This is a genomic window from Halorubrum aethiopicum (genome assembly GCF_001542905.1).
Taxonomy (GTDB): Archaea; Halobacteriota; Halobacteria; order Halobacteriales; family Haloferacaceae; genus Halorubrum; species Halorubrum aethiopicum.
This window is the reverse complement of the sequence record NZ_LOAJ01000001.1, coordinates 1,587,448-1,604,403: the sequence shown is the minus strand read 5'-3', so window position 1 is coordinate 1,604,403 and position 16,956 is coordinate 1,587,448. Positions and strand designations below refer to the sequence as shown.

General features: G+C 72.0%; 21 protein-coding genes. 11 read left to right on the top strand and 10 right to left on the bottom strand.

Translation table 11 applies throughout. The features are described from left to right. Position 1: 1 nt before the first annotated feature. Positions 2-901, top strand: a complete 900-nt coding sequence (locus AXA68_RS07670) for an MBL fold metallo-hydrolase (protein WP_066414904.1) — start codon at positions 2-4, stop codon at positions 899-901. A gap of 51 nt (positions 902-952) precedes the next feature. Then, a complete protein-coding gene (locus AXA68_RS16660) occupies positions 953-2,587 on the top strand; it encodes an ATP-binding protein (protein ID WP_066414902.1) in 1,635 nt (544 codons plus the stop codon). Positions 2,588-2,601: 14 nt separating this feature from the next. On the opposite strand, the gene AXA68_RS07660 is transcribed toward AXA68_RS16660, so the two are convergent. The 7 genes from AXA68_RS07660 to AXA68_RS07630 form a co-directional block, all read right to left on the bottom strand. Then, a complete protein-coding gene (locus tag AXA68_RS07660; RefSeq protein ID WP_066414899.1) occupies positions 2,602-3,528 on the bottom strand; it encodes an adenosylcobinamide amidohydrolase in 927 nt (308 codons plus the stop codon). Then, positions 3,525-4,532 carry a threonine-phosphate decarboxylase gene (locus AXA68_RS07655; RefSeq protein WP_066414897.1) on the bottom strand — a complete coding sequence of 336 codons (1,008 nt, stop codon included), beginning with the start codon at positions 4,530-4,532 and terminating at the stop codon, positions 3,525-3,527. The genes AXA68_RS07660 and AXA68_RS07655 overlap by 4 nt, the downstream gene beginning before the upstream one ends. 41 nt (positions 4,533-4,573) lie before the next feature. After that, on the bottom strand, positions 4,574-5,248 hold the full coding sequence (locus tag AXA68_RS07650) for an NTP transferase domain-containing protein (RefSeq protein ID WP_066418440.1): 675 nt from the start codon (positions 5,246-5,248) through the stop codon (positions 4,574-4,576). After that, positions 5,245-6,000 carry an adenosylcobinamide-GDP ribazoletransferase gene (cobS, locus tag AXA68_RS07645; protein ID WP_066418439.1) on the bottom strand — a complete coding sequence of 252 codons (756 nt, stop codon included), beginning with the start codon at positions 5,998-6,000 and terminating at the stop codon, positions 5,245-5,247. The genes AXA68_RS07650 and cobS overlap by 4 nt, the downstream gene beginning before the upstream one ends. Before the next feature lie 125 nt (positions 6,001-6,125). Continuing rightward, positions 6,126-7,082 carry a CobD/CbiB family cobalamin biosynthesis protein gene (locus AXA68_RS07640; RefSeq protein WP_066414894.1) on the bottom strand — a complete coding sequence of 319 codons (957 nt, stop codon included), beginning with the start codon at positions 7,080-7,082 and terminating at the stop codon, positions 6,126-6,128. Then, positions 7,079-7,699, bottom strand: a complete 621-nt coding sequence (locus tag AXA68_RS07635; RefSeq protein ID WP_066414890.1) for an HAD family hydrolase — start codon at positions 7,697-7,699, stop codon at positions 7,079-7,081. The genes AXA68_RS07640 and AXA68_RS07635 overlap by 4 nt, the downstream gene beginning before the upstream one ends. A 115-nt stretch (positions 7,700-7,814) precedes the next feature. Then, positions 7,815-8,297, bottom strand: coding sequence for a DUF7321 family protein (locus AXA68_RS07630; RefSeq protein ID WP_066414887.1), 483 nt, complete (start codon positions 8,295-8,297; stop codon positions 7,815-7,817). A 193-nt stretch (positions 8,298-8,490) separates the two neighbouring features. Between AXA68_RS07630 and AXA68_RS07625 the strand changes: the two genes are divergently transcribed. From AXA68_RS07625 to AXA68_RS07590, 8 genes are all read left to right on the top strand, one after another. Then, complete coding sequence (locus tag AXA68_RS07625) at positions 8,491-9,375, top strand: DUF7319 domain-containing protein (protein WP_066414875.1); 885 nt, start codon at positions 8,491-8,493, stop codon at positions 9,373-9,375. A gap of 97 nt (positions 9,376-9,472) precedes the next feature. After that, a complete protein-coding gene (locus tag AXA68_RS07620) occupies positions 9,473-10,120 on the top strand; it encodes a halocyanin domain-containing protein (protein WP_066414873.1) in 648 nt (215 codons plus the stop codon). Next, entirely contained in the window at positions 10,117-10,506 is a 390-nt protein-coding gene (locus tag AXA68_RS07615; RefSeq protein ID WP_066414870.1) for a DUF7318 family protein, read from the top strand. The genes AXA68_RS07620 and AXA68_RS07615 overlap by 4 nt, the downstream gene beginning before the upstream one ends. A 7-nt stretch (positions 10,507-10,513) precedes the next feature. Further along, positions 10,514-11,323, top strand: a complete 810-nt coding sequence (locus tag AXA68_RS07610; RefSeq protein WP_066414867.1) for a cytochrome b — start codon at positions 10,514-10,516, stop codon at positions 11,321-11,323. A 4-nt stretch (positions 11,324-11,327) separates the two neighbouring features. Continuing rightward, the gene (locus tag AXA68_RS07605) at positions 11,328-12,116 is read left to right on the top strand and encodes a cytochrome B (protein ID WP_066414864.1); all 789 of its coding nucleotides are present in this window, start codon (positions 11,328-11,330) and stop codon (positions 12,114-12,116) included. Positions 12,117-12,150: 34 nt separating this feature from the next. Then, complete coding sequence (locus tag AXA68_RS07600) at positions 12,151-12,627, top strand: DUF7315 family membrane protein (RefSeq protein WP_066414861.1); 477 nt, start codon at positions 12,151-12,153, stop codon at positions 12,625-12,627. 4 nt (positions 12,628-12,631) lie between these two features. Then, the gene (locus tag AXA68_RS07595; RefSeq protein ID WP_066414858.1) at positions 12,632-12,904 is read left to right on the top strand and encodes a DUF7314 family protein; all 273 of its coding nucleotides are present in this window, start codon (positions 12,632-12,634) and stop codon (positions 12,902-12,904) included. 214 nt (positions 12,905-13,118) lie between these two features. Beyond that, positions 13,119-13,364 carry a DUF7521 family protein gene (locus AXA68_RS07590; protein WP_394326470.1) on the top strand — a complete coding sequence of 82 codons (246 nt, stop codon included), beginning with the start codon at positions 13,119-13,121 and terminating at the stop codon, positions 13,362-13,364. Positions 13,365-13,513: 149 nt separating this feature from the next. Here AXA68_RS07590 and AXA68_RS07585 read toward each other — a convergent pair whose 3' ends face one another. Beyond that, positions 13,514-13,957 (bottom strand): DUF7313 family protein, encoded by a 444-nt coding sequence (locus AXA68_RS07585; protein WP_066414855.1) that lies wholly within the window; start codon positions 13,955-13,957, stop codon positions 13,514-13,516. Between the two features lie 39 nt (positions 13,958-13,996). After that, positions 13,997-14,785 (bottom strand): NAD(+)/NADH kinase, encoded by a 789-nt coding sequence (locus AXA68_RS07580; protein WP_066414852.1) that lies wholly within the window; start codon positions 14,783-14,785, stop codon positions 13,997-13,999. Between the two features lie 136 nt (positions 14,786-14,921). Between AXA68_RS07580 and AXA68_RS07575 the strand changes: the two genes are divergently transcribed. Then, entirely contained in the window at positions 14,922-16,226 is a 1,305-nt protein-coding gene (locus tag AXA68_RS07575; RefSeq protein WP_066414849.1) for a M28 family peptidase, read from the top strand. 36 nt (positions 16,227-16,262) lie between these two features. On the opposite strand, the gene AXA68_RS07570 is transcribed toward AXA68_RS07575, so the two are convergent. Then, positions 16,263-16,910, bottom strand: a complete 648-nt coding sequence (locus AXA68_RS07570; RefSeq protein ID WP_066414846.1) for a DUF420 domain-containing protein — start codon at positions 16,908-16,910, stop codon at positions 16,263-16,265. Positions 16,911-16,956: the final 46 nt, after the last annotated feature.

Below are 16,956 nucleotides of genomic sequence, written 5' to 3'. Positions count from 1 at the left end.
GATGGATCGGTCGGACGCGGACGAGTCCGGATCGCCCCCCGCGGTCACCCGCGTCGAGGTCCCGGTCGACACCCGTGCCGCGACGGGAACGACGAACGCGTACCTCGTGAACGGGCTCCTCGTCGACCCCGCGGCCCGGACGGCGGCGTTGGACGCGGCCGTGGCGGAACACGGGGCGGCGGCGGACGACGACGCTGAAACCGGGATCGAGGCGATCGCCGTCACCCACACGCACCCGGACCACGTCGGCGCGGTCGCCGACTACGCGGCCCGGACGGACGCGACCGTCCATGCACACGCGGACCACGTCGATCGGTTCCGCGAGGCGACCGGGATCGACCCGGACGCGACGTTCCGCGACGGCGACGCGATCGGGACGACCGGCGTCCGCGCGCTCGAGACGCCCGGACACGCCCCCGACCACGTCGCGTTCGCGGTCGCGGATGGGGGCGGAGACGGCGGAAGCGGAGGAGACGGCGGGAGCGAGGGAGGTGATGACGACGCTACCGGGGCCGACCCGCCGGCGGAGGCGCTCGTCGGCGACCTCGCGGTCGCGACGGGAAGCGTCGTCGTGGGCGCGCCCGAGGGCGACCTCCGCGAGTACCTCGCGAGCCTGGAGCGGGTCCGGGATCGCGACTTCTCCCGGCTCCACCCTGGCCACGGGCCCGCGAGCGACGACCCGGCGGCGGCCTGCGACCGACTGATCGACCACCGGACCGAGCGCGAAGAGCGGGTGCTCGCGGCGGTGGAGGCGGGCGCGACCGACGTCGAGTCGGTTCTCGAGGCGGCCTACGAGAAGGACCTGACCGGCGTCGAGGACCTCGCGCGGGCGACGGTCCGCGCGCACTTGACGAAACTCGTCGCCGATGGGCGGATCGACGCGTCGTGGATCGACGGCTAGCGGACCACCCCCGACGCCGCACTTATGTCGCCCGGACGGAACGGATCGGACATGACTCGGGGAGCCGCCGACCGCGACGGGACGCCGCCGTTTTCCGGCCGGTACGGCGGGCTCCTCGTCGCGGGGGTCGGGTTCGCGGTCACCCGCCTCTTCGTCGCCGAGGCGGTCATGCTCTCCGGCGGCCCGCTGGCCGTCGCCGCCACCGCCGGATCGCTCGTCGTCGGCCTCGCCGTGAGCGTCGCGGGCGTCGCCCTCGCGGTCGGCGCGTTCGACGCGGCGTACGTCGCCGACGTCGCCCGCGGCTGTCTGCTCGGCGTGGGCGTGATGATCGCCGCGCTCGCGGTCACGGTCGCGGCGACCGGATTCGGGATGATCGGCGCGGCGATCGGGACGCAACTGCTCGCCGCGAACGTCCTGCTCGCCGGCGCGGTCGGCGGGATGGTCAACGGCCACCGGAAGGCCACCCTCCGGCGTCGGCGGGAGGCGATCGGGCGGGGCGCGAACCGGGCCCGGTTCATCAACCGGCTCCTGCGCCACGAGGTGTTGAACGCGGCGTCGATCGTCGACGGCCACGCCGAACTGCTCCGAGAGCGGGACGAGAACGGGGACGGGAGCCGCTCGGTCGACGCGATCCGGCGGAGCGCCGCCCGGATCGAGTCGACGATACACGGGGTCGGAACCATCGCCGAGGAGCGGGAGGCGGTGCCGGTTCGGCTCTCGCCGGCGGTCGCGTCCGCGGTCGAGTCGGCGGCGACGCGCGACGCCCACGGGGAGGCCGTCGACGCTGGCACCGTCGTCGACGTCGACCTCGGCCCCGCCGAACGCGTCGAAGTCGACGCCGACGACCGGCTCTCCGTCGTGTTCGAGCGGCTGGTCGAGCACGCGGTCGACGTCCGCGGGGCCGACCGCGTCCGCGTCGAGGGGGCTGTCGAGCGACACGACGCGGCGGTGACGATCGTCGACGACGGGGAGCCGCTCTCCGAGCGGCGGCGGGACGTGCTCGAGCGTGGCGCGTTCCCGGAGTACGACGACCCGACGAGCGGGTTCGCCCTCCAGGCGGTCTCCCTGCTCGTCGGCGAGTACGGCGGGCGGATCCGCGTGACGAACGGGGAGGACACCCGCGTCTCGGTGCGGCTCCCGCGGGCGAGCGCCGACGCCGCGGTGGCGACGGTCGGCGTTCCCTATCCCGACCTCCGGCGGGCCGTCGTGGCCGGGATCGGCGCGGGAGCCGTGATGGGCGGCGTGTTCTGGCTCTCGAGCGGCGGCGTGCTCCCGGTGATCGGCGCGCTCTACGGCGCCGAAAGCGCCGCCATCGGCTGGGTGACCCACCTGTTCCACAGCGTCGTGTTCGCGTTGCTCTTCGTCGCCGGTGCGTCGATCTCGACGCTCCGCGACCGGATCGGCTCGCCGGCCCGGACGGCGGCCGCCGGCCTCTCGTGGGGAATCGTCCTCTGGTTGGCCGCCGCGGGCCTGGTCATGCCGCTGTGGCTCCGTGCGGTCGGGATCCCGGCACCGCTGCCGAACCTCCCCTGGACCGGCCTCGTCTCGCACGCCGTCTGGGGAGTGACCCTCGGCGTCGGGTATCTCCTCCTCGGCGGCCGGTTCGACGGGAACGCGTCGTCGACCGTGACCGACGACGCCTCGCGGTCGACCGACGCCGACCCCGAGCGATCGATCGGTTCCTGACGGTCGTCGACCCCCTACCGATCGGCCGCAGGCGTCTCTCCGGACGCCGGATCGGTGGCGTCCGGGGTCGAGACGCGTGCCGGCCGATCGGTCACGACGCCGTACTCGGCGTCCGCGACCGACGCCGGTGCCTCCTCGAGCTCCGGTCCGTACCGCGAGACGAGCGAGGCGCGCACCGCGTCCCGGACGCACGCGCGGACCGCCGACCCGACCGGGGTGGCGGCACCGGAGAAGGCGGCCGGCTCGCGGTCGTCGGCCTCCGGACCTCCCGGACCCGTGTCGGTCGGACAGCCGACGACGACCGCGTCGCTCGTCGTGCCGGGGAACCCGACCGTCGCGAGCAGCGTCGCCGCCTTCGCCTCGGCGGCGACCGCAACGAGGTTCGCGAGCGCGCCCGATTCGAGCGCCCGCTCCGTGCCGACGAGGAGGTTGACGGTGCCGGCTGGAGGCGCGTCGTCGCCCTCGCCGCCGGCGTCGTCCCCGTCGACGTCGCCTCGCCCGGTGGTGTCGCCGTCGGTACCGGCGTCGACGCGGGCGGGCCCGTCGTCGACGGCGTCGCCATCCACGCTCGTGACGGACAGCGCGGCCGGGTTCGAGACGCCCGCGGTGGCGACCACGGTCGCCCCGTCGAGTCGCGCGAGCCGGGCGTGCCGCTGGTCGACCCCGGTCAGCAGCGCGGGAGCGGCGGATCGATCGCCGCTCGCCCCATCGCCCCCCGCCTCGAAGCCGGCGTCCCGGACGCGGCGGTCGACGTACTCGCGGAGGTCCCGGCGTCCCGCGTCGTCCCACCCCTCCGGAACCGTCACGTTGTGGGCTGCGTCGGCGACCCGAACGCCGCCGTCGAAGCCGGTCGAGAGGAACCGCGTCGGGCCGTCCGTTCTCCAAAAACGACAGACTCCGTCGGCGACGTCGGCGCGGAAAACGGGCGAGCGGGGACTCATACGCCGAGCGCGTCGAGGAGCCGGTCGTTCTCACGCGGCCGACGGATCGCGGTCCGGAGGTGGCCGTCGAGCCGCGGGAACGTCCGGGCGTCCCGGAGCACGACCCCCCGCTCCCTGGCGGCCGCGAGCACGGCGTCGGGGTCGTCCGTCCCGGTGTCGAAGAGGAGGAACGGCGCGTCGGAGGGGTACACCTCCCACTCGGTCGCGAGGCGCTCGCGGACGCGTTCGCGCTCGGCGGCAACACGCTCGCGGGTTCGTTCGACGAACTCCGTCCGCCGGAGGCAGTGGGTGCCGACCGCGGCCGCCGGCGTCGACACCCCCCAAGGGAGCCGCCCGCGGTCAAGCCGGTCGCGGAGCCGCCCGGTCGCGACGAGGAAGCCGGCGCGCAGTCCGGGCAGGCCGAACATCTTGGTGAGCGAGCGCCCGACGACGACGCCGGGCTCGCCCGCGAGCGACCGCTGGGAGGTAAAATCGAGGAACGCCTCGTCGACGAACAGCGTCGTCTCCGCCTCCCGACAGCGCGCGGCGAACCGGAGGAGGTCGTCGCGGTCGGCGAGCTCCCCAGTCGGGTTGTTCGGCGTACAGACGACGACGAGCGCGTGGTCGGCCGGGTCGACGTCGAGGACCGCGTCGTGAGCGACCGGCACCGATCGGCCGCCCTGGAGGCGGACCTCGCGGGCGTACTCCCCGAAGGACGGCTCGGGGACGACGGCGGAGTCGTCGTCGTCGAGCGCGAGCGCGAACAGCAGCCGCATCCCGGCCATCGCGCCCGCGGTCGGGATCACCTCGGCGGGGACGCAGTCGACGTAGTCGGCGGCGGCGGCGCGGAAGGGCACGTAGTCGTCGGCCGGGTATCTCGACGACGCCGACAGCGCCGAGTCGTAGACGGCGGTCACCCCCGAGGGCGTCTCCGGGTTCGTGTTCGCGCTGAAGTCTATCACGCCGGGGTCCGTGGCTCCGCCGTGAGGCACCCGATCGATGTCGTCCAGCGCCTCCGCGTCCATGCCGTCGATCCGGGCGTGAGCCCCAAAAAACCCATCTACGATCACGAGTCGGCGAGCCGGCGCGCCAACTCGAGGTCCCCCGGTCGGTTGACGTTGACCGCGATCGAGTCCCGCTCGCGGACGACGACGCGGTCCGGGCCGTCGCCGACGACGTTCAGCCCGGTCGGCGCGACGGGGGTTCCGGCGTGCTCGAACGACGCGTCGACGCTCGCGCCGAGGTCGCGCTTGTACGCGACGGGCACGCAGACCGTCACCGAGCGGACGGGACCGTCCGTGGCGGAGCCCACCTCCGAGGGGGGCGCGTCCCCGGAGACCGCCGCCCCGATCGCGGCGTCGACGTCGCGCCCGCGGAGCAGCGGGAGGTCGGCCGCGACGGTGACGGCCGGGCCGTCGACCGCCGAGAGGCCGACCTCGAGGTCGGCGACGTACCCCTCTCCGCTCCCGTCGAGGACGGTACACGGCACCGCAGCCTCCGCGGCGAGTCCGTCCCGGAGCGCGCGCCGGGTGTCGGGGGCGTGCGGCGACGCGACCGCGACGACGCGGGTTACGGCGGCGTCCGCCAGCGCGTCGAGGACGCGCGCGACCATGGGGCGGCCGCCGACCTCGACCAGCGGCTTCTCGGCGTCGCCGCCGAGCCGCGTCCCGCGCCCGCCACAGAGGAGGACGGCCGGGAGTTCGGGAGCCGAGCCGGCCTCTCCGCCGTCCGTTTCCCTCACGCGACCGCCCACGCTACCACCCCCGCGTGGAGCGCGACCGCGCGCCCGAGCTCGTTCGCCGCGCCGAGCACGTCGCCGCTCGCCCCCCCGAGCCAGGGACGGACGCGGGCGAGGAGGAGGAGCGCGACGACCGGGCCCGCGAGCAGCGCCGCCGCGACCGCCGGAAGCGCGCCGGGCGGGGTCGCGAACAGGACGGGGGCGGCGACGAGCGCGACGGGGAGGAGCGACCGCGGGCCGACCGCGCCGACGACCGCCGACCCCAACCCCTCGTGGGCCGGCGTTCCGAGGCAGGCGATGGTGGCCATCCCCGCCTTCGCGCCGACCTCGGCCGCGAGGGCCACCCGGAACGCCGCGCTCGCGACGAGCGCCTCCCCGCCCGCGAGGCCCGTCGCGAGCGCGAGCGCGCCGAGCGTCGTCGCAAGCAGCGTGACCGCGAGCGCGAGCGCGCCGCCCACGCCGAGGTCGGCGTCCTTCAGGACCGCGAGCCGGCGGTCCGGGTCGTGCGCGGCGATCGCGTCGCCGAGGTCGGCGAGCCCGTCGGCGTGGGTGACGCCGGTCAGGAGGTAGATCGCGAGGAGGTAGGCGGCCGTGGCGGTCCACGGCGACGGCGCGAGGAAGGCGAGCCCCGCGACCGCGCCGACGACCGCGCCGACCGCCGGGAACGTCCAGGGCGACCGCCGGAACGCGTGCCAGTCCGCGGGGGCGGCTCCCGGAACCGGCAGTCGCGTCAGGAAGGTGAACGCACCCCGCAACGCGGGGGCCGGGCGGGTCGGCTGCGTGGTGGCACCGGCGGCGGGTTCGGCGGCGTCGGCGTCCGCGCCGAGGTCGGCGTCACCGTCATCGTCCCCGCCGCCGTCGTCGCCGGCGTCGCTCCCCGTCACAGCGCCAGCGACACCCCCGCGACGCCGATCCCGAGCCAGCCGGCCCGCGAGACGACCCGCACGCCGGTCCGCGCCTCCGACGCGGTGGGAAGCGCCTCCGCCGGGAGGAGCGTGTACGTCTCCGGCTTCGCCAGCCGCACGCCGAGGACCGCCGCGAGCGACCCCATGGGCCAGCCGGAGTTCGGGGAGTCGGGGGCGCGAGCCGCCGATCGAGTCCGCCGGAGGCCCGAGGCAGGTCCGGTCGCGGTCCGCCTCCCGCCAGCCGCGAGGATCAGGAGCGCGGTCGCCCGCGCCGGGAGCCACATGACGGCGTCGTCGAGCCGCGCGGGAGCCCGGCCGGCCCGCCGGTCGCGGTACCCGAGCATCGAGTCGAGCGTGTTGACGCCCTTGACCCAGGCGGCCGCGCCGGCGGCGACGGCGAGCCCGCCCGCCGGCTGGAGCCCGGCGACCGCGCCGACCGCGGCTCCGGCGACGAAGCCGAGAAGGGGCGCGATCAGGCCGTCGGCGAGGTTCTCCGCCGCGCTCTCGACGGCCGCGGACCGGACGTGTTCGGCCGACAGGTCGGTCGCGTCCCGACCCGCGAGCGAGCGGAGCTCGCGGCGCGCCGCCTCGAGGTCGCGGTCGGCGAGGTCGATCACGTCGCGCGCGACCGCCAGCAGCATCCGGTGACTGGAGCAGGCGAAGAGGACGAGCCCCGCGGCCGCGGCGGCGGACACGGGAGAAGGGGAGAGCGCGCCGGCCGCGGCGACGGGCGCGGCCAGGAGGGCGGCGAAGGCGACGGGGAGGACGGCCGCGAACCCGACGCCGACGGCGGGGGCGTCGGGGAGGCGGTCGTCGAGCGCGCCGACGACGCGGCCGAGCCACGCGACCGGGTGGAGGGGGGCCGGCGGCTCCGAGAAGGTTCGGTCGAGGGCGGCGGCGAGCGCGATCGCGCCGGCCGCCGCGAGCGTCACGGCTCGGCCTCCAGCTCGCCGCCGACCGCGTCGAGGGGGATCTCCGTCACGTCGAGGAAGCGCCCGCCAACATCGACGATCCCGCCGTCCGTGGCCGGGTCGTCCCCGACGTGGACCAGCGCGGACGGCGCGACGCCGAGCGCCTCGGCCGCGGCCTCGAACGACTTCGCGTGCGGCTTCCGCCAGCCGCAGCCGACGCTCGTCGTCACCGCGTCGAACTCCCCGCGGAGCCCCGCGCGTATCAGCGTTCGCGGGACGAGCTCCGGGACCGCACAGTTCGAACAGATCCCGACCGGGCCGCGCTCGGCCGCCGCCCGGACCGCCTCGAGCGCGTTCTCGCGACGCGTGACGTCGGGGTCGAAGGCGGCGACGACGGCGTGTCGGACGACGTTGTCGGGCGCGTTCACGCCGCGGGAGTCGAGAGCCGCGGCCACGTGCGCCGGGAGGGGAACCTCCGCACCCTGCGGGGCGTCGACGTGTCGCTCGCCGTACGCGACGTGCCAGTCGTCCGGGACGGCGACGTCCCGCGACTCGAGCTCGCGCGCGACGACCTCGGCCGGGTCCGTCGGGTACTCGACGTCGACCAGCGTGCCGAAGAGATCGAAGGTAACTGCCACGATACCCCCTGTAGGGCCAAACCGGGATTGAACCTGTCGGTCGGGCCACGGTTCGCGGGAGTCGAGGGAGGCGTCCTGGCGGTCGCCCGGTTGCCCGTTCCTCCGAGGATCGGCCCTACAGCAGCTGCGCGAGGTGGAGGTTGTAAAAGCGGTAGAGCCCGGAGAGCCACGCGCAGAGCCAGAGGATCATGAATCCGGCGACGCCGACGCGGAGCCGGCTCCGCCAGTGGCCCATGTCCTCGTGGATCTCGTCGATGTCGACGTCGGGGTCCTCGTAGGCGTCGGCGTCCCGCTTGGCCTGGAAGATCCGGACGATCCCGGTGAGCGCGAACGTCAACAACGCGTACGCCTGGAGCCCGAAGAAGGCGTGGATCACCGCCCCGCCCGACAGCTGGCCGAGGATCCGCGGGACCATCCAGGTCGCGACCGGCACGGTCGTCAACAGGAGGCCGACGAGGATGTATCTCAGGTGACGGGTCAACACGTTCCACGTCACCACCTCGGCGTCGATCATGATCCACGCGCCGTACAGGAGGAAGGGGAGACTCGCCGTCACGGACAGCCCCGCCGCCGCCGCGATCACCGACTCGTCGACCATGATCCCGGCTTGGGTCTCGGGCGCGTAAAACTCCCCGATCCGTGGCCGGCACCGCCGATTCGATCCGCGGGCGCACCGGCGGTTCACGATCGAGTCGCCCGCGTTCCGGCGAGTCCTCGTCCCCGGCGAGCCGTTCTCACGAGTCGCCATCGGACGAAAAAGAGTTACCCTCCCGAGCGCGTACGTCCGGGCGATGGAGGACACCTCGACGCAGTCGGAGCCGGACGGTCCCGACGGGGAGGCCGTCGAGGGCGGGCCGGACCGGGAGGACGGAGGCGAGGGCGTCGACGACCCGGCGGTCGACGGCCCCGCCCACCGGGCCGACGACGGGTCGGATCCCGACGGCGAGTCCGACCCCGACGACGACCTCGCCGAGCTCCGCAAGCGGGTCGAGACCGAGTACGACTTCGACGACTTCGGACCCGCGGACATGGCCCGGATGAGCGCCGAGGAGTGGGACGCCGCCTTCGACCCGGAGACGTGGATCACCGGACCGCGCCTGCTCGACCGCGTCGAGGACGAACTCAAGTCGCGGATCGCCCGCCGCGAGGTGTTCGGGCTCTTGGAGCGCGTCCGCGAGGACGGCGAGGAGCGGGTGCTCGTCTACTCCGACGAGGGGTACGCCATCGTCCGTCCGAGCGGCGAGGTGAGCGGCCGGGGGACGGTCCTCCGGGACGTGGAGCCGCTCGTCGCGCTCGCGGCGATGGAGGAGTACGACGTGGCGGACCCCCCGGAGGACTGGTCGCTTCCACACCCCGATACGGTTCCCGAGGGGTCCGGCGAGTTCGGCAACCTGATCATCCAGGTCGTCGCGGCGGTCCAGGTGATCGCGGGCGTCGCCCTCCTCGCCGCGTCGTTCCTGATGGATCTGGGGAGCATCGTCGGGCCCGCGATGGGGCTCGTGTTCCTGCTCGTCGGGCTCTTCCTGTTCGCGATGGTCGCCAACGCGAGACTCTCCGATCGGTTCCGTTCCGAGGAGTATCGCGAGCGGCTGCGCGCGCTCCGACAGGCGGAGGAGCGACCGGAGTTCGTCCCGGTCGACGGGGAGGCCCTGAGCGAGGAGAGCGACGATCGGTGAAACGGCCGAATTCGGGGGTTTCAACACCCCTTACTATCCGCCCACCGATCGAGGATAGTCGGTGGGTTTAAGCGCACCCCGTCCTGAGTGAACCTGTATGAAAAGGCGGGAATTCGTGCGAACGGCCGGCGGCACGACCGCCGCGGTCGCGGCCTCGGCCGGGGTGTCCGGAACGGCCGCCGCACAGGAGGTGCAACCGGAGTGGCCGAGCGGGGTCACGAACGGGAACCTCGGGAGTTACAGGGACGCTCGTGGAGAGAGCGAGGTGACGGTCTCGGTCGGCGCGGGCGACAGCGGTCTCGCGTTCGACCCGACCCAGCTCTGGGTCGACCCGGGGACGACGATCACCTGGGAGTGGACCGGCAACGGCGGGGCCCACAACGTCCAGACCGTCGAGGGCGGCGGCCCGGCCAGCCTCGACAGCGGCGACGCCGTCGACGAGGAGGGGTACACCTACGAGTACGAGACCAGCGAGGAGGACGCCGGAATCACCCACTACCACTGCGTTCCCCACACCGCGGTCGGCATGCACGGCGGGATCGCCGTCGGCGGTGACGTCCCGACGGTCGAGACGGGCGGGGCGAACACCGGCTGGCCCGAGGACATCGCCGACGTCGGCATGCCGATCCACGCCCACTGGGTCGGCGTCTCCGCCGGCCTCGGGATCGTGCTCACGCTGGTGTTCACCTTCTACACGCTGAAGTACGGCGTGTCCGCACACACCGGCCACGGAGGGAGCCGATGAGCTCGAGCGGATCCTCGTACGGCGACATCCACCGGTACGAGCCCGCCAGAGAGAGCACCGCCGCCGCCATCGCGATCGTCCTCCTCACCGTCATCGAGGTCGTGTTCGTCTTCCTCTTCGTCTACGGTCTGATGTTCTCGTGGGCGTCGACGGAGGCCGGAAACATGTTCATGGGCGCGCTGCTCGCACTGATCTTTTTGGATCTGGCGTTCATACTGTTGTTGTACCGGAAGGAGTTCCTCCCCGACGTGATGATCGTCAAGAAGCGCCGTCGGAAGTGGGAGGACCTCTACGTCCGGGAGGACGAAAAGGACGGCGTGGAACTGGAGACCGGAGACGCCTGGGAGACGGTCAAGCGGGCGGTGTACCCGTACTACAAGAAGTGATCAATCAATGAGCCTCAAAAAGACGGACGAGATGGACCACAACGCGTGGCTCAAGAAACAGGATCTGACGGCCATCGAGACCGCGTTCCTCACCACGCTCATCTGGGTCGACAAGCGGCTCCGCATCGTCGACTACCTCGAGCTTCTGGAGACGATGTACTACCGCGCGAACCTCCAGATGCCGAAGAGCCACACCGAGCAGTACGACCTCGACAACAAGTTCTGGTACTGGTACCCGCTGTACTCGCTCGGATCGCTTTCGATCATCGCCTATCTCGTCGCGGCGGTCTCCGGCGCGATGCTGGGCTTCTACTACTCGCCGTCGACCGCGGGAGCGGCCGCACAGGGCGATCCGACGGCCGCGTACGACTCGGTCGTCCTGATCCTTCAGGACGTCCAGTTCGGATTCATGCTCCGGTCGATCCACAGCTGGGCGGCCCAGTTCATGGTCGCCGCGGTGTTCCTCCACATGCTCCGCGTCTACTTCACCGGGGCGTACAAGGAGCCCCGCGAGGTCAACTGGATCCTCGGGGTCGTGTTGATCGGGTTGACCCTCTTCTTCGGCTTCTCCGGGTACGTCCTCCCGTGGAAGCAGCTGTCCTTCTGGGCGGCACAGATCGGCGTCGAGATGGCGCTCGCGACCCCGATAGTGGGAGAGTGGGCGGCACAGCTCCTGTTCGGCGGATTCACGCTCGGACAGGCGACGCTCGTGAGAATGTACATCCTGCACGTGTTCGTGTTGCCGTTCGTGGTGACCTCGCTCATCGCGCTCCACGTCGGCATCGTCTGGGTGCAGGGGATCGCGGAGCCGCACTAAGCCAATGACCGACGACAACGAACCCATGACGGACGGCGGAACCGACGAGGAAGCGCGCGCCGACGGCGGGCCGCCGGCGACGGTGCCGCCGGACGACGAGACCCCCACCTGGAGCGAGCGCAAGGAGCGCTCCCAGGGGCTCGCCCAGCTCACCTACCAGTACTTCGAGCGGTCGCGCCGCGAGGACGAGGACCTACGCGCGGAGTCGACGTACGTCGAACGCGACGTGCTGGGCTTTCCCGCGTGGCCCCACGAGACGATCCGGAACCTCGCGATCACGAGCTTCTTCGTCGGGATGTTGATCTTCATCGCGGCGTTGATGCCGCCGCACTTCGGCCACCCGGCCAACCCCGGCTCGACGCCGGCGATCATCCTGCCGGACTGGTACCTCTACTGGTCGTTCGGGCTGTTGAAGCTCAACCCCCTGAACCCCCAGCTCGCGGTGCTCGACGGGAACATCCTGCTCGGCAACGAGTTCCTCGGGATCATCGCACACGGCATCGTCTTCGGCGCGATCGGGCTCGTTCCGTTCCTCAACAAGGGGAGCGCCCGGCGGCCGGTCGAGGAGCCGTTCTGGGCGGCCGTCGGCGTGACCGGCGTCGTGTTGTCGCTCACGCTCGCCGCACTCGCGATCCAGAACTTCTTCCCGTTCGGGCTCGACCTGCTCATCACGCTGACGTTCCTGCTGCCGGTGCTCTGCGGGATCATCACCTACGCCGTCCTGAAGACGATGCGGGAGGGATACATGTACGACCTCAACCGTCGGTACTACATGCTGCGCCCGCCGAAGTAACGGCCGACGACCCACCGTTCCCGTTCTCGTTTCCATGTCCGACACCGACTACCCCGTCGACCGCGACGAGCCAGACGAGTCCGACGACGCCGGCGACCGCGAGGAGTACCAGGCGGTCGACGACACCGGCGACCCCATCGCCGTCGACGACGAGGCGGACCCGCGCAACGAGCCGGTCGGGCCGCGGACGGGGCCGAACGGTCGCGAGGTGGTCGTCCCGCTCCGACTGTACAAGACCGTCACCGCGCTGTCGACGCTTGCGGCCGTGGTGACGTACCTGATCGGATTCGTTCTCGTCGACGCCGCCACCATTCAGGTGAGCGTCGTTCGCCGGCTCATCGTCTTCGCGCTCGGTAGCGTCGGGATCGGGCTCGCGGCCGACACGCTGACGGCGCTCCTCGCCATCGGCGGCGTCGGCTCCATCCTGCTCGGAACGGCGGTGTACGTCCTCGGGACGCGGTTCCGCGCTCAGGGAATGGGAAAGCCTCAAGAGGACTCCAACGAAGAGTGAGACAATGGCAGACGAGTTCATGAAAGGGCTGGCCCTGTTCGCTCTCGGGGCCCTCGGCTGGATCACCTTCGGCGCGTGGTACCGGACCCCATCGTACTACGAGGTCGTTCAGCTGGTGAACCCGGCGGAGGGCGTCAACACGGTGTACGGCGAGATCGGGGTCCTCGTCGGCGACGTGCTCTACTGGCTGATGATCCTCGGCCCGCTCACCTTCTGGATCCTCATCCCGATCAGCCGGGAACTGCGGGGCAGCATCGGCGACGACGCCGCGAACTGACGACTCCCTTCTCACTCGTTCCGTCACCTCGGAGAGCAGTACTCGCCGAATCTCCGGCGGGTGACCGTCGAGTTGGTCGACGGCGAGCTACGACTCCACATCGACCGGCGAGAGCGCATGGCCGACCGGTTCACTCGCCTCGTCGAGGGGATCTGAGATGACCGGTGCCGTACAGCTCGCCGGGACGATCCGTCCGCTCCTCCAGGCGTACGAGATGGTCGGCGCGGCGATCGGGCTGTTCATCGCCTTCCTCGCCTACAGGGGGTACCGGCGGAACGACAGCCGCCCGATGCTGTATTTGGCCGTCGGTTTCGGCGTCATCCTCGGTCTACCGATCCCGGTGGTGGCGCTGTCCGTCCTGTTCCCGACGATCTCGGGCCCGCTGGCGCAGGTGGCCATCCAGACGTTGGAGATCGGCGGGCTGTTGTGTATCGTGTACGCGCTTCGAATGGAGCCGTGACTCCCCACGCCTGGGCCGAAGGTGACCGCGAGGAGAACCGATCCGCGTCGCCGTCTCCCGAGTCACGGGTCGGTGGGAGCAGGCGAGCGTGGCGGATGTCGAAGACGGCGGGTTCGGCGGACGACGGGTCCGGAGGGAGGCGTCTCGCCTCAGGCGACGATCGCCTGGTTCCAGAACCCCTCGATGAGGAAGAACAGCGAGTAGTACGACGCGTACAGGAGCACGAGCCCCGAGGTGACGATGGCGCTTTTCGGGGCCTCGACGGTCATGTCGTTGCGCGCCTCGACGTTGCGGGCCTCGAACTCGAACAGGTCCGCGATGATCATCGTCACGACGAGGAAGGTGAGGATGGTTCCTCTGGTCGGCGCGTGGACCGCGAACAGGAAGCTCAACAGCGCGAGTCCGAAGTTCGTGAACACGTGCGGACCGTACTGTTCGACCGCGTCTCCCTCCTCCGCCTGTTCCACGTGCCGTCTGTGCGCGAGGTGCCGAGTCGCCAGGTTCGCGAGCGCCATCACGAGGATCGCGTACGGCAACGCCGGACCGACGGCCGACAGCCAGCCGAACGGAACGAGGAACTGCAGTGGATCCATACCGATCCCTCCGTTCACGAGTTATTAGAACCTTTCCGATCAGCGCTCGGCTTCGACCGGGATCGAAGGGGGAAGCCGGAGCGTCTCGACCCGCTCTGCGACCTCGATCCGGACCGGTCGTCGGGGACTCACGACCCCCCGACGTTCGCCGTCGACGACGATCGAGACGGTCTCCGCGTCGCGACGGACCGAGACGGTCACCCCGTCGGGGACGACCCACGTGTCGCTCCGGGTCGTGAACGGGGCGATCGGGACGACCGCGAGCCCGCCCCCGGCCTCGAGCAGCGGGCCGCCGGCGGCGTTCGCGTAGCCGTCGCTCCCGAGCGGGGTCGCGACGACGACGCCGTCCGCGCGGAACGTTGCCTCCCGATCCTCGGCCAGCCCGACCGCGTACTCCGAGATCCGCGCCGGCTCGTCGGTGACGAACCCGACGTCGAAGACGGACCGGTGGACCGACTCCCCGTCGATCTCGACCGAGAGGACGGCCCGTTCGGCGCGCCGGGCCTCCCCGTCGAGGAGTCCGCGGATCGCGTCCCGGAGGGTCTCCGGGTCGACCGCGAGCCCCTCCTCGCGGACGGGGAGGACGGGCGCGTCGACGCGCTCCGGCGGCGGGGAGTCGGCGCGGGTCGAGGGCGAGGGGACGCGGCGGTCGGAGGGTGCGGAAGCGAGGAGGGCGTCCCGGATCGCTCCGTCGCCCACGGCGACGACCGCGTCGGCGGCGGCGGGTTCGACGGTCCGGCCGCCGGCCGCGCGGACGACACGCTCCACGCGGTCGGCGGCGGACCCGTCCGCGCCGACGACGGCGACGCGGGACACCGGATCTCCCATACGCGAGGGCTCCGCCGGCACGATAGAAAAACCCCCGGTTCCGATCGAGACCGTCGGACCGCCGCGGGACGGCGGTCGATCGGGCGGGTTCTCCGCTTCCCGAACCCTCAAGCGCCGGCGCTCACATCCCTGTGCCATGACGACGTGGATCGGAGAGACGTTCACGAGCGACGCGGGATGGGACCACCTCGAGACGCTCGTCGACATCGGGGACCGGATGGCCGGCAGCGACGGCGAGCGTCGCGCCGCGGAGGCGACGCGCGACGCGCTCGAGTCGGTGGGCGCGCGCGACGCTCGACTGGAGTCGTTCGACATCCAGGGGTGGACGCGCGGCTCGTCGGCGGTCCGCGCCAGCGACACGACCCAGGACAGCATCGCGCTCCCGCGGAGCCCGTCCGGCGAGGTCACGGGCGAGCTGGTCGACCTCGGCTACGGTCTCCCCGAGGACTTCGAACGGGAGGACATCGAGGGGAAGGTCGTGATGGCCGCCTCGAACGTCCCCGACTACTACGACCGGTTCATCCACCGGCGCGAGAAGTACTACTACGCGGTCGAGGGCGGCGCGGCCGCGTTCGTCTTCCGGAACCACGTCGAGGGATGTCTGCCGCCCACCGGGAGCGTCGGGACCGCGGAGGCCCCGATCGGCGACGTTCCCGCCGTGGGCGTCTCCAAGGAGGTCGGCTCGCGGCTCTCGCGACGCTTCGACGGCGAGGACGTGACCGTCGAGGTCGACGCGGACGCACACGACGCGACGAGCTACAACGTCCACGCGGACCTCGGCCCGGACACGGAGGAGGCGGTGCTCGTGACGAGCCACGTCGACGCCCACGACATCGCCGAGGGCGCGGGCGACAACGGCGCGGGGACCGCGATCGTGTTGGAGGTCGCGAAGGCGGTCGCCGCGCGCGAGGACGAACTCGACACGCGGGTCCACTGTCTGGTGTACGGGGCCGAGGAGGTCGGCCTCGTGGGGTCGAGCCACGACGCGGCCGAGCGCGACCACGACTCGGTCAAGGCGATCGTGAACAACGACGGCGTCGGTCGCGGCCGGACGCTGAAGTTCTACACCCACGGCTTCGACGACCTCGACGACGCCGCCGAGGTGGTCGCCGACCGCTTCGACCACCCCGCGGGCACCGTCCCGCGACTGGGCCCCCACAGCGACCACTGGCCGTACGTCCAGTGGGGCGTCCCCGGCTACCACGTCATGAGCGAGACCGGCGACGAGGGGCGCGGCTGGGGCCACACCTTCGCCGACACGCTCGACAAGCTCGAGGTCCGCAACCTCCGCGAGCAGGCGGTCCTCCTCACCGAACTCGTCGTCGACCTGGCGGACGACGACACCGAGATCGATCGGCGCGAGCCGGAGGAGATCGCGGAGCAACTCGAGGACGAGGACCTCGCGGCGGGGATGAAGATTATCGGCGACTGGCCGTACTGAGGGGGCGACCGCCCCGCCTCGGAGGGCCCGAATCAGTTAGACGACCGGAACGAGCGGGAGGAGCACCGACGCGGTCTCGGCGGCCGTCTCCGCCGCCTCGAACGTCGAGTCGTACACGTGGTTCAACAGGAGGTACGTGACGACGCCGAGGATCAGCGAGAGGAGCCACGCGCTCGCGGCGATCCGGCCGACCCGCGCGTGCGGGACCTCGTTCCTGAGTTCGCGCTCGGTGTGGGTGAGCCCGAGCAGCAGCGCGTAGAGGACGACGGGCACGGAGACCACCGACAACACGATGTGGATCGCGAGCATGACGAGGTACGCGTAGTAGGCCGGGTCCGGGCCGACGAAGTACTTCGTCCCGCCGCCGGCGACCTTCGGCAGGTACATCCCGAGGAAGACGAGGATGAGGACGAACGAGGTCGTCATCGCGGCCGCGTGTTTTCTCACCTCGCCGTTGCGGATCCAGTACCACCCGAGCGAGAGCGTGGCGATCGTGACGGTGTTGACCGCGGCGATCGCGTGGGCGAGCAGGTCGACCGTCTCGCGGGTCAGGTCCGGAAACAGCGCCTGGAACCCCGGAACGAGGAAGACGCCGCCGACGGCGGCGTACCCGACGACCGTGAGGAGGACGGTGAGCGCGCCGGCCGGCTCCGAGAGGCGGGCGCGCACGCTGGCGGCTGACATGGGATCGGGTCGGGCCGGGACGCTAATCCGTCTTCGGGTTCCGGTT

Coding starts and splice junctions, on each gene's coding strand:
- AXA68_RS07670 (WP_066414904.1), top strand. CDS start 2: ATGGATCGGTCGGACGCGGACGAGTCCGGATCGCCCCCCGCGGTCACC.
- AXA68_RS07585 (WP_066414855.1), bottom strand. CDS start 13,957: ATGGATCCACTGCAGTTCCTCGTTCCGTTCGGCTGGCTGTCGGCCGTC.
- AXA68_RS07620 (WP_066414873.1), top strand. CDS start 9,473: ATGAAAAGGCGGGAATTCGTGCGAACGGCCGGCGGCACGACCGCCGCG.
- AXA68_RS07575 (WP_066414849.1), top strand. CDS start 14,922: ATGACGACGTGGATCGGAGAGACGTTCACGAGCGACGCGGGATGGGAC.
- AXA68_RS07615 (WP_066414870.1), top strand. CDS start 10,117: ATGAGCTCGAGCGGATCCTCGTACGGCGACATCCACCGGTACGAGCCC.
- AXA68_RS07605 (WP_066414864.1), top strand. CDS start 11,328: ATGACCGACGACAACGAACCCATGACGGACGGCGGAACCGACGAGGAA.
- AXA68_RS07655 (WP_066414897.1), bottom strand. CDS start 4,532: ATGGACGCGGAGGCGCTGGACGACATCGATCGGGTGCCTCACGGCGGA.
- AXA68_RS07625 (WP_066414875.1), top strand. CDS start 8,491: ATGGAGGACACCTCGACGCAGTCGGAGCCGGACGGTCCCGACGGGGAG.
- AXA68_RS07595 (WP_066414858.1), top strand. CDS start 12,632: ATGGCAGACGAGTTCATGAAAGGGCTGGCCCTGTTCGCTCTCGGGGCC.
- AXA68_RS07660 (WP_066414899.1), bottom strand. CDS start 3,528: ATGAGTCCCCGCTCGCCCGTTTTCCGCGCCGACGTCGCCGACGGAGTC.
- AXA68_RS07570 (WP_066414846.1), bottom strand. CDS start 16,910: ATGTCAGCCGCCAGCGTGCGCGCCCGCCTCTCGGAGCCGGCCGGCGCG.
- AXA68_RS07610 (WP_066414867.1), top strand. CDS start 10,514: ATGAGCCTCAAAAAGACGGACGAGATGGACCACAACGCGTGGCTCAAG.
- AXA68_RS07630 (WP_066414887.1), bottom strand. CDS start 8,297: ATGGTCGACGAGTCGGTGATCGCGGCGGCGGCGGGGCTGTCCGTGACG.
- AXA68_RS07590 (WP_394326470.1), top strand. CDS start 13,119: ATGGTCGGCGCGGCGATCGGGCTGTTCATCGCCTTCCTCGCCTACAGG.
- AXA68_RS07600 (WP_066414861.1), top strand. CDS start 12,151: ATGTCCGACACCGACTACCCCGTCGACCGCGACGAGCCAGACGAGTCC.
- AXA68_RS07580 (WP_066414852.1), bottom strand. CDS start 14,785: ATGGGAGATCCGGTGTCCCGCGTCGCCGTCGTCGGCGCGGACGGGTCC.
- AXA68_RS16660 (WP_066414902.1), top strand. CDS start 953: ATGACTCGGGGAGCCGCCGACCGCGACGGGACGCCGCCGTTTTCCGGC.